Here is a 21424-nt window from a genome sequence, read left to right as displayed (position 1 = left end):
TGTGCCGCACTCCGGTTCAGCATCTTCCGCGCCCTCCGCCTAGTCCGCACATGCCCCCTCGTCCCGCACCGCACAAGCGTTCGAAAACCGCATTGCGCGTTCATGTAGGGAACACTTCAGAGCAATTGTGCGCGTTCCAATGCCATAATCGCGACTTCGTAGTCCCTCTGCAGACCGTCGCACTCATGACACTTGTCCAGAAAGCGCTTCTTGCCCCGCTCATCGTCGCGTGCGCGATGTTCATGGAAAGCGTCGATGCGAATGTGATCGTGACCGCCCTACCCTCGATGGCACGCGACTTCGGCCGCGATCCGGTCACCCTCAAGATCGCCGTGACGAGTTACGTGCTCGGCCTCGGCGTGTTCATCCCCGTGTGCGGCTGGCTCGCCGACCGCTTCGGCGCTCGCACCGTGTTTCGCACGGCCATCGGCATTTTCGTGGGCGGCTCGCTGCTCTGCGCGGCCTCCAGTTCGCTCGGCACCTTCACGGTGGCCCGCTTTATACAGGGCGTAGGTGGCGCGATGATGGTGCCGGTTGGGCGCATCATCATCTTCCGCGTGGTGCCCAAATCCGAGTTCATTCGCGCGATGAACTATCTGAGCGTGCCCGCCATGCTTGGCCCCGCGGCTGGGCCGCTGCTGGGCGGCTTTATCACCACATATCTGCATTGGCGGCTGATTTTCTTCATCAACGTGCCGGTCGGCATACTCGGCATCTATCTGACCAACCGTCATATCGTCAACACGCGTGAACCGCATCCGGGGCCGCTCGACTGGATCGGCTTCGTGCTCTCGGCAGGCGGCGCGGCTCTGTTTCTGCTGGGGCTTTCGCTGCTGGGTGGAGAAATGACGTCGAATAGCAATGCGGTTGGCATGTGCGTGTGCGGCGCATTTTTGCTTGCCATTTACGTACCCTATGCGCTGAAGGTTAAATTGCCGCTGCTCGATCTGCGGTTCTTCCGCATCCCGACCTTCCAGGCGAGCGTCGCAGGCGGTTCGCTTTTCCGGATCGGGCTCGGCGCTTTGCCGTTCCTGTTGCCATTGCTGTTGCAAGAGGGACTCGGCAGGAGCGCATTCGAATCCGGCCTGATTACCTGTGCCTCGGCCTTCGGCGGCATGTTCATGCGCACCATGGCATCGACGGTCTTGCGGCGCTACGGGTTTCGTCAAGTGCTGGTCGTCAATGCTGCGTTTTCCGGCATCGCGATCGCCATTTGCGGCGCGTTCTTTCCGGGGACACCTACCTGGCTCATCTGGTTTGTGGTGCTGCTCGGCGGCTTCTTTCCGGCGCTGCAGTTCACCAGCCTGAACTCGCTGACCTACGCGGAAATCGCAAGCCGCGATGTCGGCCGCGCGACGAGCCTCGGCAGCGTCGTGCAGCAGATGTCGCTCGGCCTCGGCGTGACGATCGGCGGGATCGTCCTGCAGATTACGCGTGCGATGCACGGTCATTCGCATATTGCGTGGACGGATTTCTGGCCCGCATTTCTCGTAGTCGGACTCTGCTCGTTTGCTTCCATTCCGGTGACGCTGCGTCTGCCTCCTCATGCGGGCGAAGAGATCTCGCGGGGCAGCCGCGGGTGACGCGGATAACGCACTACGTTTGACAATGCCATTTAACGTTTTGGCGTTTTTCGCCCCGTAACTCTGGCGGAAAACGTCGAGCGCTTCGATTACGTTATCCCTACATTTGCGTCGTTAACCTGAATGACGCCAATCTCGGCGTGCTGTTCGCCGTTTAGTTGCGGACACACGCACCCCGTTGCATCGCAGCATTCGTCTTCCATCGATCTCGCGCTGATCCCTTAGCACTCCCGCAGAGATGGGGTTTCCCCTGGCGAGCGCCCTGCCGTGGCGCCTGTCATCCGCACGACACCCGCGCGCGGCACCATGCACGTTGGCATCGCAATTCCGTGCGAGGGTAGCGCTCCGCTCATCGAACTGCACTCCAACGCGAGCGCATTAGCAACACACCACAAGGAGAGTGATATGCATGATGTGGCAGACACCGACAGCGTGCAGCGCGCCGCCGTAAAGTCGGTTCAGCAGTACATCGACGAGCGTCCGATGTGGCCAGACGGCACACGTCTTCCTTCCGTCCCGATGACCGGCATGCAATGGCGCATCTGGGCGCTCGCAGCAGCCGGCAAATTCTTCGAAGGATTCGTGGTCTTCATGACCGGTGTGGCGTTGCCGCTGATCTCGCGCGAATTCGGCATCGGTGCTGCGCAGAACGGTCTGATCAGCGCGGCGAGCCTGATGGGGATTCTGGTGGGCGCCGTGGGTCTGGGCGGCATGTCCGATTACTTCGGGCGCAAGCGGATGTTCATCGTCGAGATGATCATCTTCGTAGCGTTCCTCGTGCTGCTGGTCGTCTGCACTAACTTCCTCTCGCTCGTGATCTGCCTGTTCGGTCTCGGTGTCGCGCTCGGCTGCGATTACCCGACTGCGCACATGATCATCTCCGAAAGCATCCCGAGTACCAGTCGCGGCAAGCTGGTGCTGGCCGCGTTCGGCTTCCAGGCGCTGGGCGCACTCGGCGGCACCGCTGTGGGCTTCCTCGTGCTGTCGACCGTCCCGAACCTCGATGCATGGCGCTGGATGTATGGCACCGCGATCATCCCGGCGCTGGCAGTGACCATCGGCCGCTTTTACATCACCGAGAGCCCGGGCTGGCTGCATATCCGCGGCGCGGTCGACCGTGCGGAAGCCGCTGCTACACGCCTGCTCGTGCGCACGCCGCAATATCCGACCAGTATCGCGCTGTCGCGCGAAATCGATAATGCCGCCACGGGTCACGGTCACGGCAGTTTTATGGCGTTGTTCGCCAAGCGCAATCTGCGCGCGACGATTCTCGCCTCGGTGCCGTGGTTCCTGCAGGATCTGGGCACGTACGGGATCGGCATCTTCACGCCGACGATCCTTGGCGCCGCCTTCGGCGCCAAGCAGGACCACGTGCGCAGCATCACCGACCTGATCCTCAACGACATCCTCGCTGCCAAGGGCGCTGCGCTGATCACGATGCTGCTGATCGTCGGCATCATCTTCGCGGTCATTCTGGCGGACAAGGTTGGCCGGATCTGGTTGCAGGTGGTCGGGTTCGTCGGCTGCGCAGCCGGATTGCTGCTTGCTTCGTTCTCCGATGGATTCGAAGGCTCGACCAAGACCGCGGTCATCTTCGCCGGCTTCATGCTGTTCAACTTCATGACCAACCTGGGACCGAACGCGCAGACCTATCTGCTGGCGGGCGAAGTATTCCCGACGGCGATTCGCGGCACAGGCGCAGGCTTCGCAGCGGCGGTCGGCAAGATCGGCGCAGTGGCGACCGCGTTCCTGTTCCCGATTCTGCTGACGGGCATCGGCACTGGGCCGCTGCTTTACATCCTCGTGGCCACATCGATTCTCGGCGCCGTGGTGACCTGGCTATTCCGCATCGAAACGAATGGTGTGAGCCTGGACGAGATTGGCCAGTAGACGCGTCTTTGTACCGCCTTTGTTGCTCCACATAAACGATGGCTTCCCAGCAATGCGACGGAGAGATGCATGAATCACGATGTTAAAAAACCTGCACTACGCCTGCGCTGGCAGCGTTTCGCTGCCGCGCCGCTATGCGTGGCAGCGCTCACGGTGATGACGGGCGCGTTGGCCAACGCACAAGACCTCACGCTGAACGAGACCGGCTCGACGCTGCTGTATCCGCTCTTCACGACCTGGGTGGACGCGTACACGAAGACGCATCCCGGCGTTCACATCACCGTTGCCGGCACGGGTTCCGAAGCCGGCATCCAGCAGGTGCTGGCGGGCAAGGTGCATATCGGAGCGTCCGATGCGTATATGTCCGATGCCGAGATGCGGCAACATCCGCAGATCATCAACGTGCCGCTGGCAATCGCTGCGCAGACCGTCAACTACAACGTGCCCGGTCTCAACGCAACGCATCTGAAGCTGGATGGCCCCGTACTCGCTGGCATCTACAGCGGGACGATCCGTAACTGGGATGCGCCGCAGATCGCCGTGCTCAATCCGGGCGTAACGTTGCCGAATCACGCTATCGTGCCGATCCGCCGGGCCGAAGGCTCGGGGGATACGTTCGTGTTTACCCAGTTTCTGTCGTTCGCAACGGATAGCTGGGAAAACGCCAACGGCTACGGCACGACGATTTCGTGGCCGAACGTACCGGGCAGCCTGACGGCGACGGGCAATGCAGGGATGGTGCAGACACTGCAGAGCACGCCCTTTTCGATCGGTTACGTGGGTGTCAGCTTTGGCGACAAACTGGCAGCCGCGCAACTCGGCACCGCTGCGCTCAAGAATGGCGCAGGGGAATTCGTGCTGCCCACCAAGGAGACGATCACGGCGGGCGCCGCTTCGCTGGGTCCGCGCACGCCGGCCGACGAACGGCTGAGTCTGGTGTATGCGCCAGCCTCGGGGTCTTACCCGCTCGTCAACTACGAGTACGCGGTGGTCTCGACGAAACAGCCCGATCCGACGACGGCTGCGGCAGTGCGCCGCTTCCTGCTGTGGTCGATCGTGCCGTCCGAAACCAACGAGGCGTACCTCGACACCGTGCATTTCATTCCGCTGCCGCCGCATACGTGGGAGCTGAGCCAGGCGCAGATCCAGTCGATCAAATAAGGACCCGCTAAAACAGAACGGCGCACCCGGTTCGAGGGTGCGCCGTTTGTCTTTTAGCAGCGGCTAAATCGATTAATGGCCGCTATGCAGATGCGCCGCCTTCTTGGCCGCATGCTCGGCGTGCTCGCCAGCGTGCAGCCCGTGACCATGGGCGAGATGCGCATGGTGGCTTGCTGCCTCGTGATCGCCTGCCTCAGCATGCTTCGCTGCTTCGCGATGATGCTTGGCCGCTGAATCGAGATGCTTGGCTGCTTCGTGGTGATGGTGATGAACTTCGTGTTGATCGCTCATGGAAGTCTCCGGTATGTGCAACGGCTCACTCCACGATAGGAGTGAGCCTCTTCACGATAGTGAAGTGCAGTGTCACTTGCGTGACCCCGGAAGCGGTATACGGGATTGCCGCCGGCGAGCGATACGATCAAGACGAGCGCGAAGTTCTTTGCTTCTTTTCCTCTTTGCCTATTTGCTTCTTTGCCGATACGACCCTGCGTTACGACTTCAAATTACGATTTTGCAGGACGGCCGGTTTTGACAGTTTCGACCGCCGAAATCGCAGCCAGCAGGCGTTGCGAGGTTGCGCCTTCGAGCAGCAGCAGACCGGCGCGCAGCACTTCGCTTTTCTTCACCGAAATGCCGACTTCGAGGCACTTTTGTTTCAGGACGGCGATCTTTGCATAGTCGGACTTGGGCATCGTGAAGCTGTCGCGGACGACTTTTTCTTTCTTGGCGACTTCTTTCTTGGCGACTTCTTTCTTCGCCACTTCATTTTTCGCTACGTCCGTCTTCGCGACCGCTTTCTTCGCGGTTTCCTTCTTGGCTTGCTTCGGCTTTTCAGCTGCAACTACCCCGGCGTCGGCAGCCTTCTCTTTCGGTGCGGATTTTTGCTTCGGTGCGGCCTTGGACTTCGGTGCAGCTTTTTCTTTTGCTACGGCTTCGGCCTTTGGGGCGGCTTTTTCTTTCACTGCAGCCTCGGCCTTCGGGGCGGCAGCGACCTTTTCAGCGGACTTGCGACGCGATGCCTTCGGCGCTGCGGCTCCCTTCGTCTTCTCGGGTTTCGCGGTTACTTCCACCACTGCGTCGGTTTGACTGGCATCGGCCGTTGCGTCTGCCGTAGCGCTCTTCGGAAAGTGGAAGGTCTTTTTGGTCGGTTTTTTCAGGCTGGGTTCGTTCATTTTCATCTCCATGTCATAAACAATATAAACAGTATATACCGTTTATATTGATTGGCGCAGGTTTGGGGATGAGGCTCGCAGGAACGCCAGGGTACGAGTTGTCCACACATTCCGTTCATAAGGATGTGGATAACTGCCAGGCAAACTCGGCAAGTCGTTGATACCCTTGAGGATTTATGACGCGCGTCGCAGTTGCGCAGGTGATAGTGGTTGCGTACCGCAGGATTTGCCGTTTCGTGAGAGCATCATGTTCCGGCGTTTCGCAGCGCAGCGCGCCGTGCCGATGACGCCACGAGCGACTACAGGACGCACGGAGGACCGCATGACTCCACCACGAACCACGACCCCGCACCCAACCCGCCGCACCCTGCTGCGCCTCGCCGCAGGCACCATCCTGACCGCACCGCTTAGCACCCTGCTCAAAGCGCAACCCACCCCACCCATGCACACACGCCCAATCCCCAGCACCGGCGAACCACTCCCCGTCGTCGGCTGCGGCACATGGCGCACCTTCGACGTCGGCGACGACGTCACCGCCCAGGCACGTCTAGCCGAGGTACTCCGCATACTGTTCGCCGCCGGCGGCTCCGTCATCGATTCATCCCCCATGTACGGCACCTCCGAGGCGGTAACCGGCACCTTGCTGACCCAACTCGCCGCCCACCAGAAAGCGTTCGTCGCCACCAAGGTATGGACGCAAGGCCGCGAAGCAGGCATTGCGCAAATGGAAGAGTCGATGCGGCGCCTGCAGCAGCCGCATATAGACCTGATGCAGATTCACAACCTGCTCGACTGGCGCACGCAACTGGCAACGCTGCGCGACTGGAAAGCCAGCGGACGGATCCGTTATCTCGGCATCACACACTACACCTCAGGCGCGTTCGACGAAGTCGAGGCCATCATGCGCAGCGAGAAACTCGATTTCGTGCAGATCGATTATTCGGCAGACGATCGCGCCGCTGAAGAACGCATCCTGCCGTTGGCAGCCGAGCGAGGCATAGGTGTGGTGATCAATCAGCCGTTCGGCGGCGGCAGCCTGCTCGCGCAACTGCACGGGCGCCCATTGCCGGGATGGGCCGCGCAAATCGGCTGCACCTCATGGGCCCAGGTTCTGCTCAAGTTCGTGCTGGCGCATCCGGCGGTGACCTGCGTGATCCCCGGCACTGGACGCCCCGAATACATGATCGACAACGTGCACGCCGGTATCGGTGACTATCCCGACCAGGCGCTGCGCAAACAGATCGTCGCCGCGCTCAGCGCATGAGCGCGTAACCACGCAGCGGCAGCCAACGGCGCCTACTCCGCAGGCAACGTCAACTGCGCAACCTCGCAGTTTGGCAAACCGCGCAACACCGCTGGCGGCAACAACAGCTTGGCCACGCGCACACCGGCGCCCATCACGACCTGCTCACGCTCCATCACCGCAGCATCGACGAGAATGCGCCAGTCGTCAGGCACTCCAAACGCCGTGATGCCGCCGAATTCCATGCCGCTATGTTCGACCGCAACCTCCCGCCTGGCGAACGAGAGCCGCTGCGCGCCGAGGTGTGCCTTGACCGCACCGTTGATATCGAGCCGCAACGAGCCGAGCGTCACAATCGCAGCGTAGTGCTCGCCGCCATCCTTCCTGTAGCGAATCACGATGGTATTCGCGCAGTCTTCCAGGCCGAAACCATAACGCTCGCTGAACGCGGCCGTATCCGAGGCGTCGTCGCTGACGGCGAATACGACGACACCATTGGGTGGCAAATGAGCGATGACCTGCGCCGGCAGATGATCGGCGAGCTGATCGGCTTCGATAATGTCCAGCTTCTGAAGAGATTCGTGTGAGTGCATGATAGGCAGGCTGATTGTCTTGAGTCTATTTTGCGCCAGATTGCCATACACTGAAAATATGGCAACCGTCGTTCACATGTATTTTCAATTTGGCGCGCTGTCTCGTATCCTCGCATGTGTCATCCACGAGATGACAAGGAAGTCCTGAAGATACCCGACCTAGAGGCTTTGCGTGTTCTCACATCAAACTGGCCGCCTTCGCTCGGCCCTCGTTGCCGCCTTTCTCTGCACGCTGTCCATTGCCGCTGATGCATCCACCTTCGAGATCCATCACCACCACCCCGCGAACGAGGAGGTCGTCAGCGCAGCGTCGCAAGGCGGTGTCCTCGTGCGGGACCTGCCGCTTGCAGACGGTGGCTTTCAGCGGGTCCTATACGACGCACCGCCCTCGGAACCGCGCGGCATCATCGTGATGTTTCCGGGCGGCGCAGACGACATCGGCATCGAGAAAGATGGCGCGATCAAACACGGCGACAATTTCGTCGTTCGCTCGCGGGACCTATGGAAAGCCAAGGGTTATGGCGTCGTGCTGGTGGACGCGATCGACCATGAGTCGATGCGCGGCAAGCGCAGCACCGCTGCCTACGCTGAAGTAACGCGGGAGATCGTGGCCTTCGCTCATGAGCAGGCCAACGCCCCCGTCTGGGTGATGGGCACGAGCCAGGGGTCGATTGCAGCGATGAACGCGGCTTCACACGAGAAAGGCTCGCGACTTGCGGGCGTGATCCTGACCGAATCGGTGTCGATCCTCGGCGCCTCGCACGAGACCGTCTTCGACGCGCATCCCGATGACGTGCACGTACCCGCGCTCGTGGTCGCGAACAAGGACGATCAGTGCTGGGTCGCACCACCTTCGATGGCCGACGCGATTGCAAAGTCGATGAGCAATACGCACAGCACCGTGATATTCGTGCAAGGGGGCACGGCGCATTCGTCGAACCAGTGTGCCTCGCTGTCACCACACGGCTACTACGGGATCGAGGGCGAGGTGGTCGACGCCATCGCTGGCTGGATGGAGCACGCAGGCGCCTGACACCAACGCGGTAAGCGCGCGCAGGCATCGAAAGCCTGGCGCGACGCCCTTACCCGCAGCCTGAAACGAATCAGCTGCTCGACGGCGGTACAGCCGTCGCATTCTGATCTGGTTTGCAGTCCGTAGCGTACTTCGCCATCAAACGCGCCCGCGCATCGGTGATGTCGAGGGAGTAGTTATCAGTCGAAGGCCGGTACCCGACGGACTCCAGTTCGCGCAGCTCCCGTATCATGTCGCGGTGCGTCACTTCGCCCTGAGTGTGCTTGAACGGATACGAGTTGCATTCGTGCGGTGTGAGCTGGCCCGAAGCCATCGCACAGGCGCTGGCCATCATCAGCCCGAGGGGCAATGCGTACTTCAACGGGGTCTTCATGGTGTCTTCCTCCAGTGTCTAATATTGCCCTGCGGCAAGACGGCCTGTGTCGCGATGGAATTGGACCGTTGCCGAAGTTGCGTATTCAGAATAGGCAGGAAGAGGTGTCGTTCCGGCTTCGGACACGTGAAGGTTTTTTCACGCTGTGATATAGATAGCGAACCTGAGGTGAACAGCCGGTCGATCACGACGCCGTCGTCCTTGCCGACCTCCGTCCGCACTTTCTCGCCTGCCTCTGATCTGAACCACTCCAGATACCCTTCCACCACGTCGTTATCGAGCACCCTGACAAGCTTTCGATTGGTAAGCCCGCTGGCGGAACGTGGTACCGTTACACCGCATCCTGCGGCGCAAGAAGCCGGCATGAAACGTTTCCGGTGCCGTCAGGATGGAATTGACATTTCGAACCTGCATTTCAGGGGTCAAGCGCGAGACGTATCGATGCTGCGTCTTTCGTGGACCGGAAACGCATATAGATAGGGGGGCACTAATGTTTTATCAGTCCAGTGGTCGTTCTTCCGTAGCACGGCGATCCGCAGCAATCGCGGTCGTACTAGGTCTGTCCTCGTGGCTTTCAATCTGCGCCGCGGCCGACAGCACGGCTTCGGAACCGGCAGCCGCTTCGGCAGCGGCCGCCAGTTCACAAAGCGACAAAACCGTTGACCACGCAAACGGCACCGTGAGTTTCATCGACAAGAAGAATTCGATCATTGTCGTGACGCTCAAAAGCGGCCGCGAACTGAGTCTGAACGCGAAGGACCATAGCGACGTGCTCGACCGGGTTAGCGTAGGCAACAAAGTCGCCATCGCCTATCTGGAGCCGTACGTCACCGCGCTTACTCCCATGAAGGGTGCCAAACTCACGCGCTTGACGCACAGCGTCAAGGTGACCCAATCGGCAGCCGATTCCGGCCAGGACGGTTTTCGCGCAGTGCGAACCTATGACGGGGTGGTGGAAGTCACGGCGATCAATAGCAAGCTGAATCTCCTGACCATTGCCGACCGGACCGGCACGGCGCAGTCCGTGAAGGTGAGCCAGCCGGATCTCGTCACCGTGATGAATTCACTGGCGCGCCACGAGCACGTCCAGTTGACTTACGAGTCTGCCTTCAAGGTATCTATAACGCATTAAGGCCGGACGCGCGCCCGTTTGCGGGCGCGCGTCGCTGGCCACCGCCCTACACCGCTGTACTGGCATCCTGATGCCAGCGCATACGTCCAATTAAGCGGCCACCACGCCCGACTGGTGCGCGACGAGCCTTGCATAGGCACCGCGCGCAGCCAGCAGTTCGTCATGACTACCGGCCTCGACCACGCGTCCGCCGTCCATCACGAGAATGGTGTCCGCGTTCTGAATGGTCGACAGACGATGCGCGATGATGATCGAGGTGTGATGTGCCATCAGCTCTTCCAGCGCCGCGCGGATCTGCTGCTCGCTGATCGTGTCCAGATGCGAAGTCGCCTCGTCCATGATCAGGATCGGCGCGTCCTTGAGGAACGCCCGCGCAATCGCCACCCGCTGACGTTGACCGCCAGACAGTTGCACGCCGCGTTCGCCCACCCGGGTTGCAAGTCCCTCCGGCAAGCGGTCCACGAACTCGCTCAGCGCTGCCCGATCCAGTGCGCGGCGCACATCCTCGTCGGATACGTCGCGTCCCGCGAGACGGATGTTCGCCTCCAGCGTGTCGTTGAACAGATAGGTGTCCTGCGCCACCAGCGCAATGTGGCTGCGCAGATCGTCAAGGCGCAACTGGCGCAAATCGATGCCGCCTAGCTTGATCGCGCCTTGCTGCGGATCCCAGAAACGCAACAGCAGATTCGCTACCGTCGACTTGCCCGCCCCCGATGCACCCACCAGCGCCACAGTGCTGCCCGGACGTACAACAAAGCTCACGCGGTCCAGCGCCGGCACGCTGCGTCCCGGGTACGAGAATGTCAACGCTTCGATCTGGATTGGCGGGTTCGCCGGCACCGGGAGGTCGCCATCAGTCACCGGTTCGTTCTCGCTTTCGACCACATGCAGGCGGCGCGTGGACGCGATCGTATCGGCCAACTGACGCGCCACCTGGCCGATCTCGGCGACGGGCATGAAGGCGGCCACGGCTACAAGTACAAGCAATGGCAGCCACTCGTGGGCAAACCAGCCGCGCGAAGCAAGCACGGCGCCCAGCAAGGCCACGGCGAGTCCACCGAGGCCGGTCGCGATTTCCAGCGCGGCGCTCTGACGCGACAGATCGTCGAGCAGAGCGGAGCGCTGCTTCTGGTAAGCCTGAAGGTCCGCGAGAAACACTGCGCGGCGGCGCCCCGTGGCCTGGAAAGCGGCGAGTTCGGCGAGACCCTGGATCGTCTCCGTGAGATGCGCGCCAAGCTGTCCTAATGCAGCGCGTGCCTCGCCACCGAGACGGTCGATCTTGCTGCGCGCGAAGACCGGAGTGAGACCGGCCCACGCAAGGAAAGGCAGCAGCACGAGCGCGAGCGGCCAGGCCGCCCATGCGAGCAATGCGAGCACGCCAGCGGGAATCAACACTGCGACGAATGCCGGGGCCACGGTATGGGCATAGAAATATTCGACGGTCTCCACGTCCTGAGTGGCCAGCGCCACCAGGTCGCCGGAACGGCGACGCAGCAGATACGCAGGCGCGAGACGCTCCAGCTTCGCAAACAAGGCGATGCGCATTTCCGCCAGCAGACGATAAGCCATGTCATGGGCGAGCCAGGATTCCAGCCAGTGAAGCGTCGCCGCAACTGGCGCAGCAATTAGCAGTCCGATGGTCAACGCGAGGACTGGCCGCCCCGAAGAGACGCCGGCCACAACCAGCGCAGCCAGCACGCCAACCCCGATGAAGCTCAGAACACGGCCGATGCCGCACAGCACGGTCAGCGTCAGCTTCGTGCGCCATGGTCGAACGAAGCGCAACAGGGTCCGCAATGTATCGCCCCAACCGATCGCCGCGGCGTCCTCGGCGAGCGCTCGCACTTGCGGCCCCGACGAAACTGCCGCGGTCCTTACCCGCTCGATCACAGCCGGCGCTTCGCCTCTCGCTGAGACCTGCGGTCCCATCAGACGGTGATACGCCCCCGGACGATCGATCAGTTCGGCATGCGTGCCGCTCTGCACCACGCGCCCCTGCTCCAGCACGAGAATCCGGTCGGCGCCGATCACGCTCGACAACCGGTGCGCGAGAATCAGCGTCGTGCGACCGCGCATCAAGCGGTCGAGCGCTTGCTGGATGACTGCTTCGTTCTCCGCATCGACTGCGGAAAGCGCCTCGTCGAGTACGAGGATCGGCGCGTCGCGCAGCAACGCCCGAGCAATCGCGATGCGCTGGCGCTGTCCGCCGGAGAGGGTGGCGCCGCGCTCTCCAATGCGCGTCGCGTAACCGTCGGGTAGCGCGCTAATGAAGTCGTGGATATTGGCCGCAGTCGCGGCGGCGATCATGTCCGCCTCGCTGGCATCGTGCCGGCCGAGCCGCAGGTTATCGGCGATCGTGCCGTCGAACAGCGTGGTGTCCTGAGCGACGATCGCAATCATGCCGCGCACCTGGTCGGGATTCAGCGTGCGAATGTCGTGACCGCCGATGCTGATTGCCCCGGCCTGCGCATCGTGCTGGCGTAACAGCAGGCGCAGGATGGTCGATTTCCCCGCCCCGCTCGGCCCGACGATGCCCACCGTTTCGCCGGCGTCAATCGTAAAGCTCAGCCCGGCGTGGGCATCGGCGCGGCGGCCCGGGTAGGCAAAGCCGACGCTGTCGAATGCAATGCTGGGCGTCAGGTCCGGGACCTGCGCGCCGAGCGCAGCCGGAGCATCGCTACGGGCCTCCAGCAACGTGTGGATAGCGTTCGCCGCCGACTGTCCGATCATGCCCGAATGCAGCACCGAACGCAGATCGCGCAGCGGCCGGAAGATCTCCGTGCCGGCCATCAGGATGATCAGCAAGGCTTCAAGGCTCATCTCGCCGTGACGCACCCGCCAGGCGCCTACCGCGATGGCAGCCGCCGCGCCCAGCCCGGTGCCGAGATCGGTAAAGAAGCGGGTCAGCAGACCCAGGGCGAGCACCCAGAACGTGCTTCCGGACAAGGCTCGCGCGTGACCCGCGAGCTTTTGCGCGAAGGCACCGCTCTGGCCGAATGCCTTGAGTGTGGGCAGACCTTGCACCGCGTCGAGGAACTCTTCACCGAACGCCTTGAACGCCGCCGCGCGAGCGATGGCCGCGCGCTTGTCGGCGTTGTGAACCAGCATCGGCAGTGCGAGCGTCGCGAGCGCGGCGACCAGCAGCACGGCGGCGGTTGGCACGTCCCACCAGGCCAGCACCGCGAAGATCACCACCGGCGCGCAAGCTGCGATAACGAGTTGCGGCACATAAGCGCCGAAGAAAGTCTGCAACTGCTCCACGCCGTCGATGACGGCAAGCATCACGCCACCGGTGCGTTCGGCGCCGAACCAGGCGGGGCCAAGCTCGGCGATGCGGTCGAACAGGCGTGCGCGCAGCACCGACTGCACTCGCCCAGCCGTGCCCTGGGCCAGCACGACGCGGCGATGATCGAGTGCGGCCCGCAGCAGCATGCAGGCCACCGTAGCGGCTGCGGCGAGCGCAATCTGTTGCGGTGGTGCACCTTTGAACGCGAGCGCGAGAACCCGGCCGAGAAAGACGAAGCGCATCACGCCAAAGCCCATAGCGAGCAAGCCCAGCACCACCGCGCCGGCCACGCGTAGCCGCAGCCCCGCCATCATCATCCATAACCTGCTATCGAAATACATCCGTTTCTCCGGTCGGTTCAGCGCAACATCGCTTTTTATATTCGGGTTTATGCGACCTTACCAAGCGCCGGACCGGCAGGCAAAAGATGGTTTTTCAAGGGGTGTTGAATATCCTACAATACCCTCCTATGTCCAATATCCCTCCACTGTCGGCGTTGCGTGCGTTCGAGGCGGCGGTTCGGCTCGGCGGCTTTGCCCGCGCGGCGGTCGAACTGAGCGTGTCGACCAGCGCCGTGAGCCACCAGATCCGCAGCCTGGAAGAATCGCTGGGCACCCGTCTGCTCGAACGCAGCACGGGGCTGGGGGGAATTCGCCTGACACCGGCAGGTTCGAACCTGATGCCCTCGGTCAGCAACGCACTGGCGCTGCTCGAGGACGCCTGTTCGCAGATCAAGGGGGTCTCCAGACGGCTGACCGTCTCTGCTAACGCATCGTTTTCGACAATGTGGCTGGCGCGCCGTCTCGCCGAGTTTTCTTCCAGCCATCCTGATGCCCCGCTGAACGCCATCATTCAGGATGGCGAACCAGAATTCGCCCGCCACAGCATCGACCTCGCCATCCTGCATGTATCCGAACGCGCCCTGCGTCCCGATGACATCGTGCTGTTCCGCGAAGAGGTGTTTCCGGTCTGCAGTCCCGATCTGTATGAGTTCGCCTCCACGAGAGTTTGCCGTTGCCGTCTGCTGCAGGAAACGCACGAGGATTTCCCTGAGATCGATTGGCGCAACTGGTCAGCGGAGTTCGGGCTGCCTGGCGATTTCGAAACCAAAATCGTCCGCTATAGCAGCTTCAGTCAGGTGCTGAGTGCTGCCGTCGGCGGTGCGGGACTCGCGCTTGGGCGCTCGCCGCTGATCGACGCGGAATTGCGCAGCGGGCGTGTGGTGCGGCTGTTTCCCGACCGCTCCCGGCCGGCGTCGTGGTGCTTCGTTCTGCGGCGCGGACCGACGCGCCGGCATCGCAAGCTCGACGCGCTAATCGAGTTTCTCTGCTCGGAGGCGACCGTGCCTCCGATGCACACGCTGGTTGCAGCGAGAGCATAGCCTCAAGGCGCCCTCAGCCGCCAAACGACTTTCCCATAGGCCGAATCCTGATACCTCGCGCGAGCCGCTTCCATGGCAAGTCGGCAGGATCTGCCGTCATCGGACCCGGCGCCTTCGCGACCAGCACCGTGTGCGCGATCGGCTGGAAGTCGGCCCGAAAATGCACGGAGCTCTTGTTCACCAGTATTTTCATTTGCTCCGGTTCGATACCCGCGACCCGATAAAGATTTCGATCGAGCATCTGCGCCTTGGTCGAACTCACGGCAATGCGCACACCCCCTATCTTCAGGCACGCCACCGGGCCCAGCTCCACCTGCATGCCGTGCATCATCGGACCATCGTAGCGGCAGCGGCCGTCGGAAAGCGCGACGACTTCGAATGTCCCGATGAAAGGCGCATCGCCCGGCGTTCCCGAGCGGCCTCCCAGTGCCAGCTCCAGCGTTGCGCCCACGCCCGCTGCGTGTGCCTGCGCGGCCGCCTCAGGGTCCCAGATCAGGCCGAGCGCGGCATCCTGTGCGCCGTTGTCGAGCAGCGCGCGCAGCATGCCGGTCGTGTTCGAATCGGCGCCGGCGCCGGGGTTATCCTGCGTGTCCGCGATCACCACGGGCTTCTGCGCCGTTGCACTGAGGCGGATCGCTTCAGCCACGGCAGCATCGGGAGACAGGAACGGCACCGCCCATTGCGCTTCGTTGCGCAGCATTGTGTCGTACAGCGAATCGACGGCGTCGCGCACCGCTGAGGCCTCCTCACCATGACCCCAGATGACAGGCCCGCATTCCGGAAAATCAGCGGCGGGAAAGCCCGGCGCGAACGACAGCGAGACGACCGGTCCCTGCTCCAGCGTGCCGAGCGCTTCGTACATCGAGCGGGCCGGTTCGAGCATCGTGCACATGCCATTGATCGGAATCAGGAACGGCAGACGACGGGCGGCTCGTGCAAGTGGCTTGTGCTCGTCGAGCAAGCGCACCAGCAGGCGCTCAGCCCGCGCGCCAGTGTCGGCCATGTCGACATGCGGATAAGTCCGGTAGGCGACGAGCGCATCGGCGCTGGCGAGCATGCGCTCGGTCACGTTCGCATGAAGGTCGAGCGAAGCGACGACCGGCACAGACGGACCGACCTTGGCACGGATGCGTGCGAGCAGTTCGCCTTCGCCGTCGTCCACATGCTGCGCCACCATCGCACCATGCAAGTCGAGGTAGATCGCGTCGAAGCCACCGTCGCCCGCTGCCGCCACGATCTCACCGACGATGCGTTCATAGGCGTCTTCCGTCACCTGCGCGGAAGGACTCGCGGCGGTCCAGATGACGGGCAGCAGCGTGTGCCCTTGCCGCTCGCTGGCCTGGATAAAGCCGCCGATCGGCAGGTTGACATCGCGTATCGCGAGCACAGCGTCGCCTCGCGCCATCGGCGGATGACCCTCGCCACGTACGAAGCTTTCATACGTGGCCGGGGACGGCGCAAACGTGTTGGTTTCGTGCTGGAAGCCAGCAATCAGGATCTTGTATGCCAAGTTCGTACTCTCCATTAAAGACAGCGCACCAGCGTGTGCATGGGATCAGGCCCGGGCACGCTGAGAGACCTCCGTGCGCGACGGCAAGCGGATCGCCAGCAGCAGGCCCGCGCCGAGCGCCAGCAACGCGACCATCACATACAGGCCAGCCTGCAGGCTGCCGGTCGCGGTCTTGGCCCAGCCGATGATGGTCGGGCTCAAAAAGCCGCCGAGCAAACCGATCGTATTGATCAAGGCAATACCGCCCGCAGCGACATCGCCTTTCAGATAGTCGGATGGAATGGCCCAGAAAACTGTGTAGGAGACCCACATCGCCGCCGTGGCGATGGTCATGAAAATGAGCGACAACGCAAGCTGACCGCTCGCCAGCGTCGCGATAGCCAGTGAGATCGCCGCGACAAGCGCCGGCACCGCGCTGTGCCAGCGGCGTTCGCGATAGCGATCCGAGCTACGTCCTCCTAAATACATGCCGATCACGGCAGCAATGTAGGGAATCGCCGAGTACAGGCCGATCTGCATGGTGTCCGTCACCTTGTCGGCCTTGATGATGGTCGGCAACCAGAAGTTGACCGTATAGATGCCGCAGATCACGCAGAAATAGCCCAGCGCCATCAGGTACACACGGGGGTCGCGCGCCACCTGAGCGAATGAATGATGCGCGGCGGCGGGCGTACCCAGGCTTGCGGTATGCGCGCGCTTCTCTTCCGCCGACAGCCACTTCGCATCGCCCGGCCGGTCGACCAGGAAGAACCACGCCACCACACCGAGCACGATGCACGGCAAGCCTTCGACGAGAAACATCCATTGCCAGCCGGCGAGCCCGAACGCGCCGGCGAAGGTCGTCATGGTCCACGCCGACAACGGCCCGCCCACTACGCCGCTGAGCGGGCCGGCAATCATCACGGTCGCGATCGCGCGCGCCATGCGCTCCTCGCCGTACCAGTAGGTCAGGTAAAAAATCATCCCCGGCGCGAAGCCGGCTTCGAATACGCCAAGCAGAAACCGCAACCCGTAGAACATCGGCACGTTGTGGACGAACAGCATCAATGCGGATGTAAGGCCCCACAGCACCAGAATGCGGCTGATCGTTTTACGCGCGCCCAGTTTCGGCAGCAACAGGTTGCTCGGCACTTCGAACAGCACATAGCCGAGGAAGAAGATGCCCGCGGCGACGCCATAGACCGCGTCCGAAAAGTTCAGATCGGTCTGCATCTGCAGTTTTGCAAAGCCGATGTTGAGGCGGTCGAGACAGGCAAACAGGTAGCAGATCAGCAGAAACGGCAGCAGACGCAGATTGAGCCTGCTGTAGAGCGCCGTGGTCTGGTCTGCGCTCGGATTCGATGGAATGGCGGACACGGACGATCTCCGGGAGAAGGGTCGTAGGGGACAGCTGAGGCACCGAATCATGGTCGGCAGACAAAAACGGGATAGCAAGAGCAACTAATGTGAAGTAACGTTGCTCAATGGGCAACGGTCAGGAAAGGACCCGACAATGCGAGAGATCAATCAGCGCCGGCTGCGCTACTTCCATGAAGTGCTGACCCACGGCTCGATCCGCGGCGCAGCGGACCGGCTGAATACGGCGGCTTCGGTGATTACGAGGCAGATCAGGCTGCTGGAGGAGGAAATCGGCGCACCGCTGTTCGAGCGCCGTGCTCGCGGCGTCGCGCCAACCGAAGCGGCGCTGCATCTGGTCGAGTTCTGGCGCGGCTGCCAGGCGCAGCAGGAGCAGTTCGAACAGCGGTTACAAGCACTTCAGGGCTTGCAGCAAGGCCATGTGCGGCTCGCAATAAGCGAAGGGTATATCGACGGCCTGATGGACGAAGTGCTCACCGACTTCTGCGCGCAGTATCCGCAGCTCGACATCACGGTCGACGCGCTGCCCGTCAACGATGTGGTCGGCGAAGTGGTGGAAAGCCGCGCGCACATCGGGCTGGCTTACAACCCGCCGACGCATCCGGACATCGAGTATCGTGCGACGTCGTCGCAGCGGGTGGAGTTGCTGGTCCACGCCGGCCATCCGCTCGCGCTGCGTGGCGGACCGGTGAGCGTCAGCGAGATGCTTCAGTGTCCACTCGCGCTGATGCCGCCCGCGTACGGACTGGGCCAGGCCGTGCAAATGCTCGCGTTCGCCGAAAATATCCCCATCCGGGCAACGGTTTCCACCAACTCGCTGGCGGTGATGAAGCGCTTCGTCAAGAAAGGCAATGGCGCGACGCTGATTGGGGGATTCGCGGCGATGCGTGAAATCGCCAGCGGCGAGCTGGTTGCGTTGCCGATCGATCACCCGCTGTTTGCATCGGCGAAGGCGCGTTTGCTGATCCGGGGCGGGCGGCCGTTGAGTGCCGCGGCAGATGAAGTGCTGAAGTGGATGGTGAGCCGGATGTCCATGTTTAATCCGGCGGGTGCGTCAAGCGCTGGGGGCTGAGGCGGTCGCTTTTGCGGTGACGCTTCAGCAGCGAGGCAACGGCTTCCATTCCCGTTTGAGGAGCCCATACACCGAGGAATCCGATACCTCGCCGTCCACGATGCAATCTTCACGCAGCGTGCCTTCGTGCACGAACCCGAGTTTCTCCAGCACGCGGCCCGATGCCGTGTTGCGTGTATCGGTCTCGGCCTGAACACGGTTCAGGTCCAGCGTCTCGAAGGCCCATTGCAACAAAGCGTTCGCTGCTTCAGTGGCGAAGCCCTGGCCCCATGCCACGTCATCGAGGCAATAGCCCATCTTCGCGCTGCGATAGACCGGATCCCATTTGCCCAGAGAGCACCAGCCGATGAACACTCCGTCGGCGGCCCGCTCGATGGCCAGCCGCGCGCCGGTGCCTTCCTGCTCAATCTGCCTGCAACCGGCGATAAAGCGCTCCGCTTGTGCGCGACTCTTCCAGGCCGGCGCGTCCCAGTAACGCAGCACGCGCGGGCTGCTTTGCAGCGCGAAGATAGCGTCCATATCGGCGTCGGTGAACGGGCGTAATAGCAGGCGGGGGGTATGCAGCGTCGGGGTTGGCAAGGACATGTGTGAGGTATGTATTCGTCGAGTTCGATGTGCACGGAGTTCTCAAACCCGAAACTGAAGGTTACTGGCACCTACATGCCAGGCGGCCAGTGGGGGGGCCGTCCTTTTAGTGAAGTCTAGGCAAACGGCAGCGGTCCCTCAAAGCGCCCGATGTAGCACAAGTGCGAAACCGCGGAGGCCGCCGGGCCTGCCCAGCGATGCAACATAAATGCAGGCGGTTCAAGATAGGACGCCGGCTCGGCGTCCGGTTCGACGCGCAGCGCGATCTGCGTCGTCGTGCTCGGACACGTCAATACGGGCACAGATCCGACGCGCGTCTGCATCGAGCGGTGAACGTGGCCTGCGACGATACGGTCGATATTGCCGTACCGAGACACGAGCTCGGCGAAGGCGCTAACATTTCGCAGGCCGTACTGATCGAGATACGGTATGCCGGTGATGAACGGCGGATGATGCATCGCGATGACGACCGGTCTATGCAAGTTTTCAGCAAGTTCCCGTTCGAGCCACGTGAGCGACGCGTGGCTTAGTTCACCGTGGTGGAGACCCGGCACGCTCGTGTCGAGCGCGAGAATCCGCACGGCGTCCACGTCGATGCCAAAGTGAAGCTCGCCTTCGGCAGGCAACCACAAGTGATCGTCGAAGGCGGCGCGCAAATGGTCCCGTTCATCGTGATTGCCGGGCATGACGGCAAACGCATGCTTTAACGGCGCGAGCAATTCACGCAGCGCCTCATATTCTTCGGGAGATCCCTCGTCCGTCAGATCACCAGTAATCAGCACGAGGTCCGGAACGGGATGCAGCCGGTTGAGCGTCTCGATCGCGCGCGCGAACATCGCATTGGAGTCTACGAGATCCTGGTAGAGCATTCCTCGCGGTCGAACATGAATATCTGAAAGTTGCGCGATCACTGTCATGGATACCCTGCTCTCCGGTCATGGTCTGTTGGAGGAAGACAATTCGATGTTGCGTGAAGGCTAAGCGACCAAAAATCGTTTGTGGCAAGCCAGTGCGCGGCAATCCAACGTCCATCGCGACTGCCCACATCCGCAGAGACGACACCCCGCGCTCCGGCTGATTCCATTGGTCTAAAGTCGCTCCGCCAAAGCCGCAGCAAAAAAATCGGTCGCACGACGCACGCGTGCAGGCACAAATCGACGCTTCGGCCAGATGAGGCTCACATCCCGGACATCGCTTATAAATTCGTCGAAAATGCTGATCACGTCCGGATCCAGGAGCTCATCGGCAAGAGAGACTTTGGCGAACAGGCCAATTCCAACCCCGGCCAGCACACCTGAGCGAATCGTTTCGACGCTGTTGGACGAGAGATTTCCACGGACGGCCACACTGAACCGGCCTTGCGGCCCGACGAACGGCCAGTTCGCCGATTCGATCAGGCCTCCATATAAAAGGCAATTGTGATCGACGAGCTCGGCGGGGGTCTTCGGCATTCCGTGTTGCTCGAAGTAACGACGGGAGCCGACGCACACGAGCGGAGTGCTGCCCACGCGCCTGACGACCGCATCGGGATCGTCGACCGGGCCCACACGAATCGCCAGATCGATCCGGTCTTCCACCATATCTCGTACGAAGTCCGAAAGAATCAGATCGACCTGAAGGCCGGGATTCAGCGCCAACAGGTCGGGGATAAGCGGAAGAATGTGCAGGCGTCCGAAAGTTCCGGACGCGGCGATCCTGATCAGGCCGGATGCATTGAGCGTGCTGCTGGTCAGTTCGCTATCGGCTTCATCCATCTCGTCGACCAGCGGCTTGGTCCGATCGTAGTATCTCTGCCCCTGGTCCGTCAGCGTCACGCTGCGCGTGCTGCGGTTGAACAGCATCACGCCGAGGCGCTTTTCGAGCGCACCGATAGCCTTACTGATAGCGGACTGCGATTCGCCCGTTCGACGCGCCGCGGCGGAAAAGCCCCCCGCTTCGACAACAGCGATGAAGGCGTTCAATTCGTGAAACCGGTCCATTGCATCTCTCCCGTTTAACCCATTCTCTCTGAGAATGGATCTTATGGGAAATCGGCGGATTATCATCGCCGGCGA

At 62.1% G+C, this 21424-nt stretch carries 19 protein-coding genes; 8 read left to right on the top strand and 11 right to left on the bottom strand.

Features of this window, described 5'->3' with window-relative positions:
• Positions 1-185: 185 nt before the first annotated feature.
• The 3 genes from P3T20_RS17985 (at position 186) to pstS (ending at position 4634) form a co-directional block, all read left to right on the top strand.
• Positions 186-1583: an MFS transporter gene (locus P3T20_RS17985; protein ID WP_429287509.1), complete on the top strand. Its 1398-nt coding sequence runs from the start codon at positions 186-188 to the stop codon at positions 1581-1583.
• 405 nt (positions 1584-1988) lie between these two features.
• Positions 1989-3473, top strand: coding sequence for an MFS transporter (locus P3T20_RS17980; RefSeq protein WP_074265147.1), 1485 nt, complete (start codon positions 1989-1991; stop codon positions 3471-3473).
• Positions 3474-3542: 69 nt separating this feature from the next.
• Positions 3543-4634, top strand: coding sequence for a phosphate ABC transporter substrate-binding protein PstS (gene pstS, locus P3T20_RS17975; protein ID WP_429287508.1), 1092 nt, complete (start codon positions 3543-3545; stop codon positions 4632-4634).
• Between the two features lie 72 nt (positions 4635-4706).
• Here pstS and P3T20_RS17970 read toward each other — a convergent pair whose 3' ends face one another.
• Both P3T20_RS17970 and P3T20_RS17965 read right to left on the bottom strand, forming a co-directional pair.
• Positions 4707-4925 carry a hypothetical protein gene (locus P3T20_RS17970; protein ID WP_429287507.1) on the bottom strand — a complete coding sequence of 73 codons (219 nt, stop codon included), beginning with the start codon at positions 4923-4925 and terminating at the stop codon, positions 4707-4709.
• Positions 4926-5137: 212 nt separating this feature from the next.
• Positions 5138-5806 (bottom strand): hypothetical protein, encoded by a 669-nt coding sequence (locus P3T20_RS17965; RefSeq protein ID WP_429287506.1) that lies wholly within the window; start codon positions 5804-5806, stop codon positions 5138-5140.
• 322 nt (positions 5807-6128) lie between these two features.
• On the opposite strand from P3T20_RS17965, the gene P3T20_RS17960 reads away from it, so the two are divergent.
• A complete protein-coding gene (locus P3T20_RS17960) occupies positions 6129-7070 on the top strand; it encodes an aldo/keto reductase (protein WP_429287505.1) in 942 nt (313 codons plus the stop codon).
• Positions 7071-7102: 32 nt separating this feature from the next.
• Here the strand turns inward: P3T20_RS17960 and P3T20_RS17955 are convergent, their stop codons facing one another.
• Positions 7103-7642, bottom strand: coding sequence for a YbaK/EbsC family protein (locus P3T20_RS17955; RefSeq protein ID WP_074266127.1), 540 nt, complete (start codon positions 7640-7642; stop codon positions 7103-7105).
• Positions 7643-7814: 172 nt separating this feature from the next.
• Between P3T20_RS17955 and P3T20_RS17950 the strand changes: the two genes are divergently transcribed.
• The gene (locus P3T20_RS17950) at positions 7815-8675 is read left to right on the top strand and encodes an alpha/beta hydrolase (protein ID WP_429287504.1); all 861 of its coding nucleotides are present in this window, start codon (positions 7815-7817) and stop codon (positions 8673-8675) included.
• A gap of 70 nt (positions 8676-8745) precedes the next feature.
• On the opposite strand, the gene P3T20_RS17945 is transcribed toward P3T20_RS17950, so the two are convergent.
• Together P3T20_RS17945 and P3T20_RS17940 are read right to left on the bottom strand one after the other, a co-directional pair.
• The gene (locus P3T20_RS17945; protein WP_429287503.1) at positions 8746-9048 is read right to left on the bottom strand and encodes a DUF4148 domain-containing protein; all 303 of its coding nucleotides are present in this window, start codon (positions 9046-9048) and stop codon (positions 8746-8748) included.
• A gap of 498 nt (positions 9049-9546) precedes the next feature.
• A complete protein-coding gene (locus tag P3T20_RS17940) occupies positions 9547-9744 on the bottom strand; it encodes a hypothetical protein (RefSeq protein ID WP_429287502.1) in 198 nt (65 codons plus the stop codon).
• Here P3T20_RS17940 and P3T20_RS17935 point away from each other — a divergent pair.
• Positions 9728-10180 (top strand): hypothetical protein, encoded by a 453-nt coding sequence (locus P3T20_RS17935; RefSeq protein ID WP_429287501.1) that lies wholly within the window; start codon positions 9728-9730, stop codon positions 10178-10180. The genes P3T20_RS17940 and P3T20_RS17935 overlap by 17 nt on opposite strands.
• 90 nt (positions 10181-10270) lie before the next feature.
• Here the strand turns inward: P3T20_RS17935 and P3T20_RS17930 are convergent, their stop codons facing one another.
• Complete coding sequence (locus P3T20_RS17930) at positions 10271-13807, bottom strand: ABC transporter ATP-binding protein (RefSeq protein WP_429287500.1); 3537 nt, start codon at positions 13805-13807, stop codon at positions 10271-10273.
• A gap of 128 nt (positions 13808-13935) precedes the next feature.
• On the opposite strand from P3T20_RS17930, the gene P3T20_RS17925 reads away from it, so the two are divergent.
• Complete coding sequence (locus P3T20_RS17925) at positions 13936-14847, top strand: LysR family transcriptional regulator (protein WP_074265155.1); 912 nt, start codon at positions 13936-13938, stop codon at positions 14845-14847.
• A gap of 13 nt (positions 14848-14860) precedes the next feature.
• Here the strand turns inward: P3T20_RS17925 and P3T20_RS17920 are convergent, their stop codons facing one another.
• Both P3T20_RS17920 and P3T20_RS17915 read right to left on the bottom strand, forming a co-directional pair.
• A complete protein-coding gene (locus tag P3T20_RS17920) occupies positions 14861-16357 on the bottom strand; it encodes a M81 family metallopeptidase (RefSeq protein ID WP_429287499.1) in 1497 nt (498 codons plus the stop codon).
• Between the two features lie 45 nt (positions 16358-16402).
• Positions 16403-17713 (bottom strand): MFS transporter, encoded by a 1311-nt coding sequence (locus P3T20_RS17915; protein WP_429287498.1) that lies wholly within the window; start codon positions 17711-17713, stop codon positions 16403-16405.
• A gap of 136 nt (positions 17714-17849) precedes the next feature.
• On the opposite strand from P3T20_RS17915, the gene P3T20_RS17910 reads away from it, so the two are divergent.
• Positions 17850-18785: a LysR family transcriptional regulator gene (locus P3T20_RS17910; RefSeq protein WP_429287497.1), complete on the top strand. Its 936-nt coding sequence runs from the start codon at positions 17850-17852 to the stop codon at positions 18783-18785.
• Between the two features lie 24 nt (positions 18786-18809).
• On the opposite strand, the gene P3T20_RS17905 is transcribed toward P3T20_RS17910, so the two are convergent.
• The 3 genes from P3T20_RS17905 to P3T20_RS17895 form a co-directional block, all read right to left on the bottom strand.
• Positions 18810-19370, bottom strand: a complete 561-nt coding sequence (locus P3T20_RS17905; RefSeq protein WP_429287496.1) for a GNAT family N-acetyltransferase — start codon at positions 19368-19370, stop codon at positions 18810-18812.
• A gap of 116 nt (positions 19371-19486) precedes the next feature.
• On the bottom strand, positions 19487-20287 hold the full coding sequence (locus P3T20_RS17900) for a phosphodiesterase (RefSeq protein ID WP_429287495.1): 801 nt from the start codon (positions 20285-20287) through the stop codon (positions 19487-19489).
• A gap of 171 nt (positions 20288-20458) precedes the next feature.
• On the bottom strand, positions 20459-21349 hold the full coding sequence (locus P3T20_RS17895) for a LysR family transcriptional regulator (RefSeq protein WP_429287494.1): 891 nt from the start codon (positions 21347-21349) through the stop codon (positions 20459-20461).
• Positions 21350-21424 lie beyond the last annotated feature (75 nt).

Origin of the sequence: Paraburkholderia sp. GAS206C (genome assembly GCF_050435645.1) — a bacterium.
Taxonomy (GTDB): Bacteria; Pseudomonadota; Gammaproteobacteria; order Burkholderiales; family Burkholderiaceae; genus Paraburkholderia; species Paraburkholderia phenazinium_B.
Note: the sequence above shows the minus strand (reverse complement) of the source record. Positions and strands in the feature narration are given on the sequence as shown.

Coding starts and splice junctions, on each gene's coding strand:
- P3T20_RS17985 (WP_429287509.1), top strand. CDS start 186: ATGACACTTGTCCAGAAAGCGCTTCTTGCCCCGCTCATCGTCGCGTGC.
- P3T20_RS17980 (WP_074265147.1), top strand. CDS start 1,989: ATGCATGATGTGGCAGACACCGACAGCGTGCAGCGCGCCGCCGTAAAG.
- pstS (WP_429287508.1), top strand. CDS start 3,543: ATGAATCACGATGTTAAAAAACCTGCACTACGCCTGCGCTGGCAGCGT.
- P3T20_RS17970 (WP_429287507.1), bottom strand. CDS start 4,925: ATGAGCGATCAACACGAAGTTCATCACCATCACCACGAAGCAGCCAAG.
- P3T20_RS17965 (WP_429287506.1), bottom strand. CDS start 5,806: ATGAACGAACCCAGCCTGAAAAAACCGACCAAAAAGACCTTCCACTTT.
- P3T20_RS17960 (WP_429287505.1), top strand. CDS start 6,129: ATGACTCCACCACGAACCACGACCCCGCACCCAACCCGCCGCACCCTG.
- P3T20_RS17955 (WP_074266127.1), bottom strand. CDS start 7,642: ATGCACTCACACGAATCTCTTCAGAAGCTGGACATTATCGAAGCCGAT.
- P3T20_RS17945 (WP_429287503.1), bottom strand. CDS start 9,048: ATGAAGACCCCGTTGAAGTACGCATTGCCCCTCGGGCTGATGATGGCC.
- P3T20_RS17930 (WP_429287500.1), bottom strand. CDS start 13,807: ATGTATTTCGATAGCAGGTTATGGATGATGATGGCGGGGCTGCGGCTA.
- P3T20_RS17925 (WP_074265155.1), top strand. CDS start 13,936: ATGTCCAATATCCCTCCACTGTCGGCGTTGCGTGCGTTCGAGGCGGCG.
- P3T20_RS17910 (WP_429287497.1), top strand. CDS start 17,850: ATGCGAGAGATCAATCAGCGCCGGCTGCGCTACTTCCATGAAGTGCTG.
- P3T20_RS17905 (WP_429287496.1), bottom strand. CDS start 19,370: ATGTCCTTGCCAACCCCGACGCTGCATACCCCCCGCCTGCTATTACGC.
- P3T20_RS17900 (WP_429287495.1), bottom strand. CDS start 20,287: ATGACAGTGATCGCGCAACTTTCAGATATTCATGTTCGACCGCGAGGA.
- P3T20_RS17895 (WP_429287494.1), bottom strand. CDS start 21,349: ATGGACCGGTTTCACGAATTGAACGCCTTCATCGCTGTTGTCGAAGCG.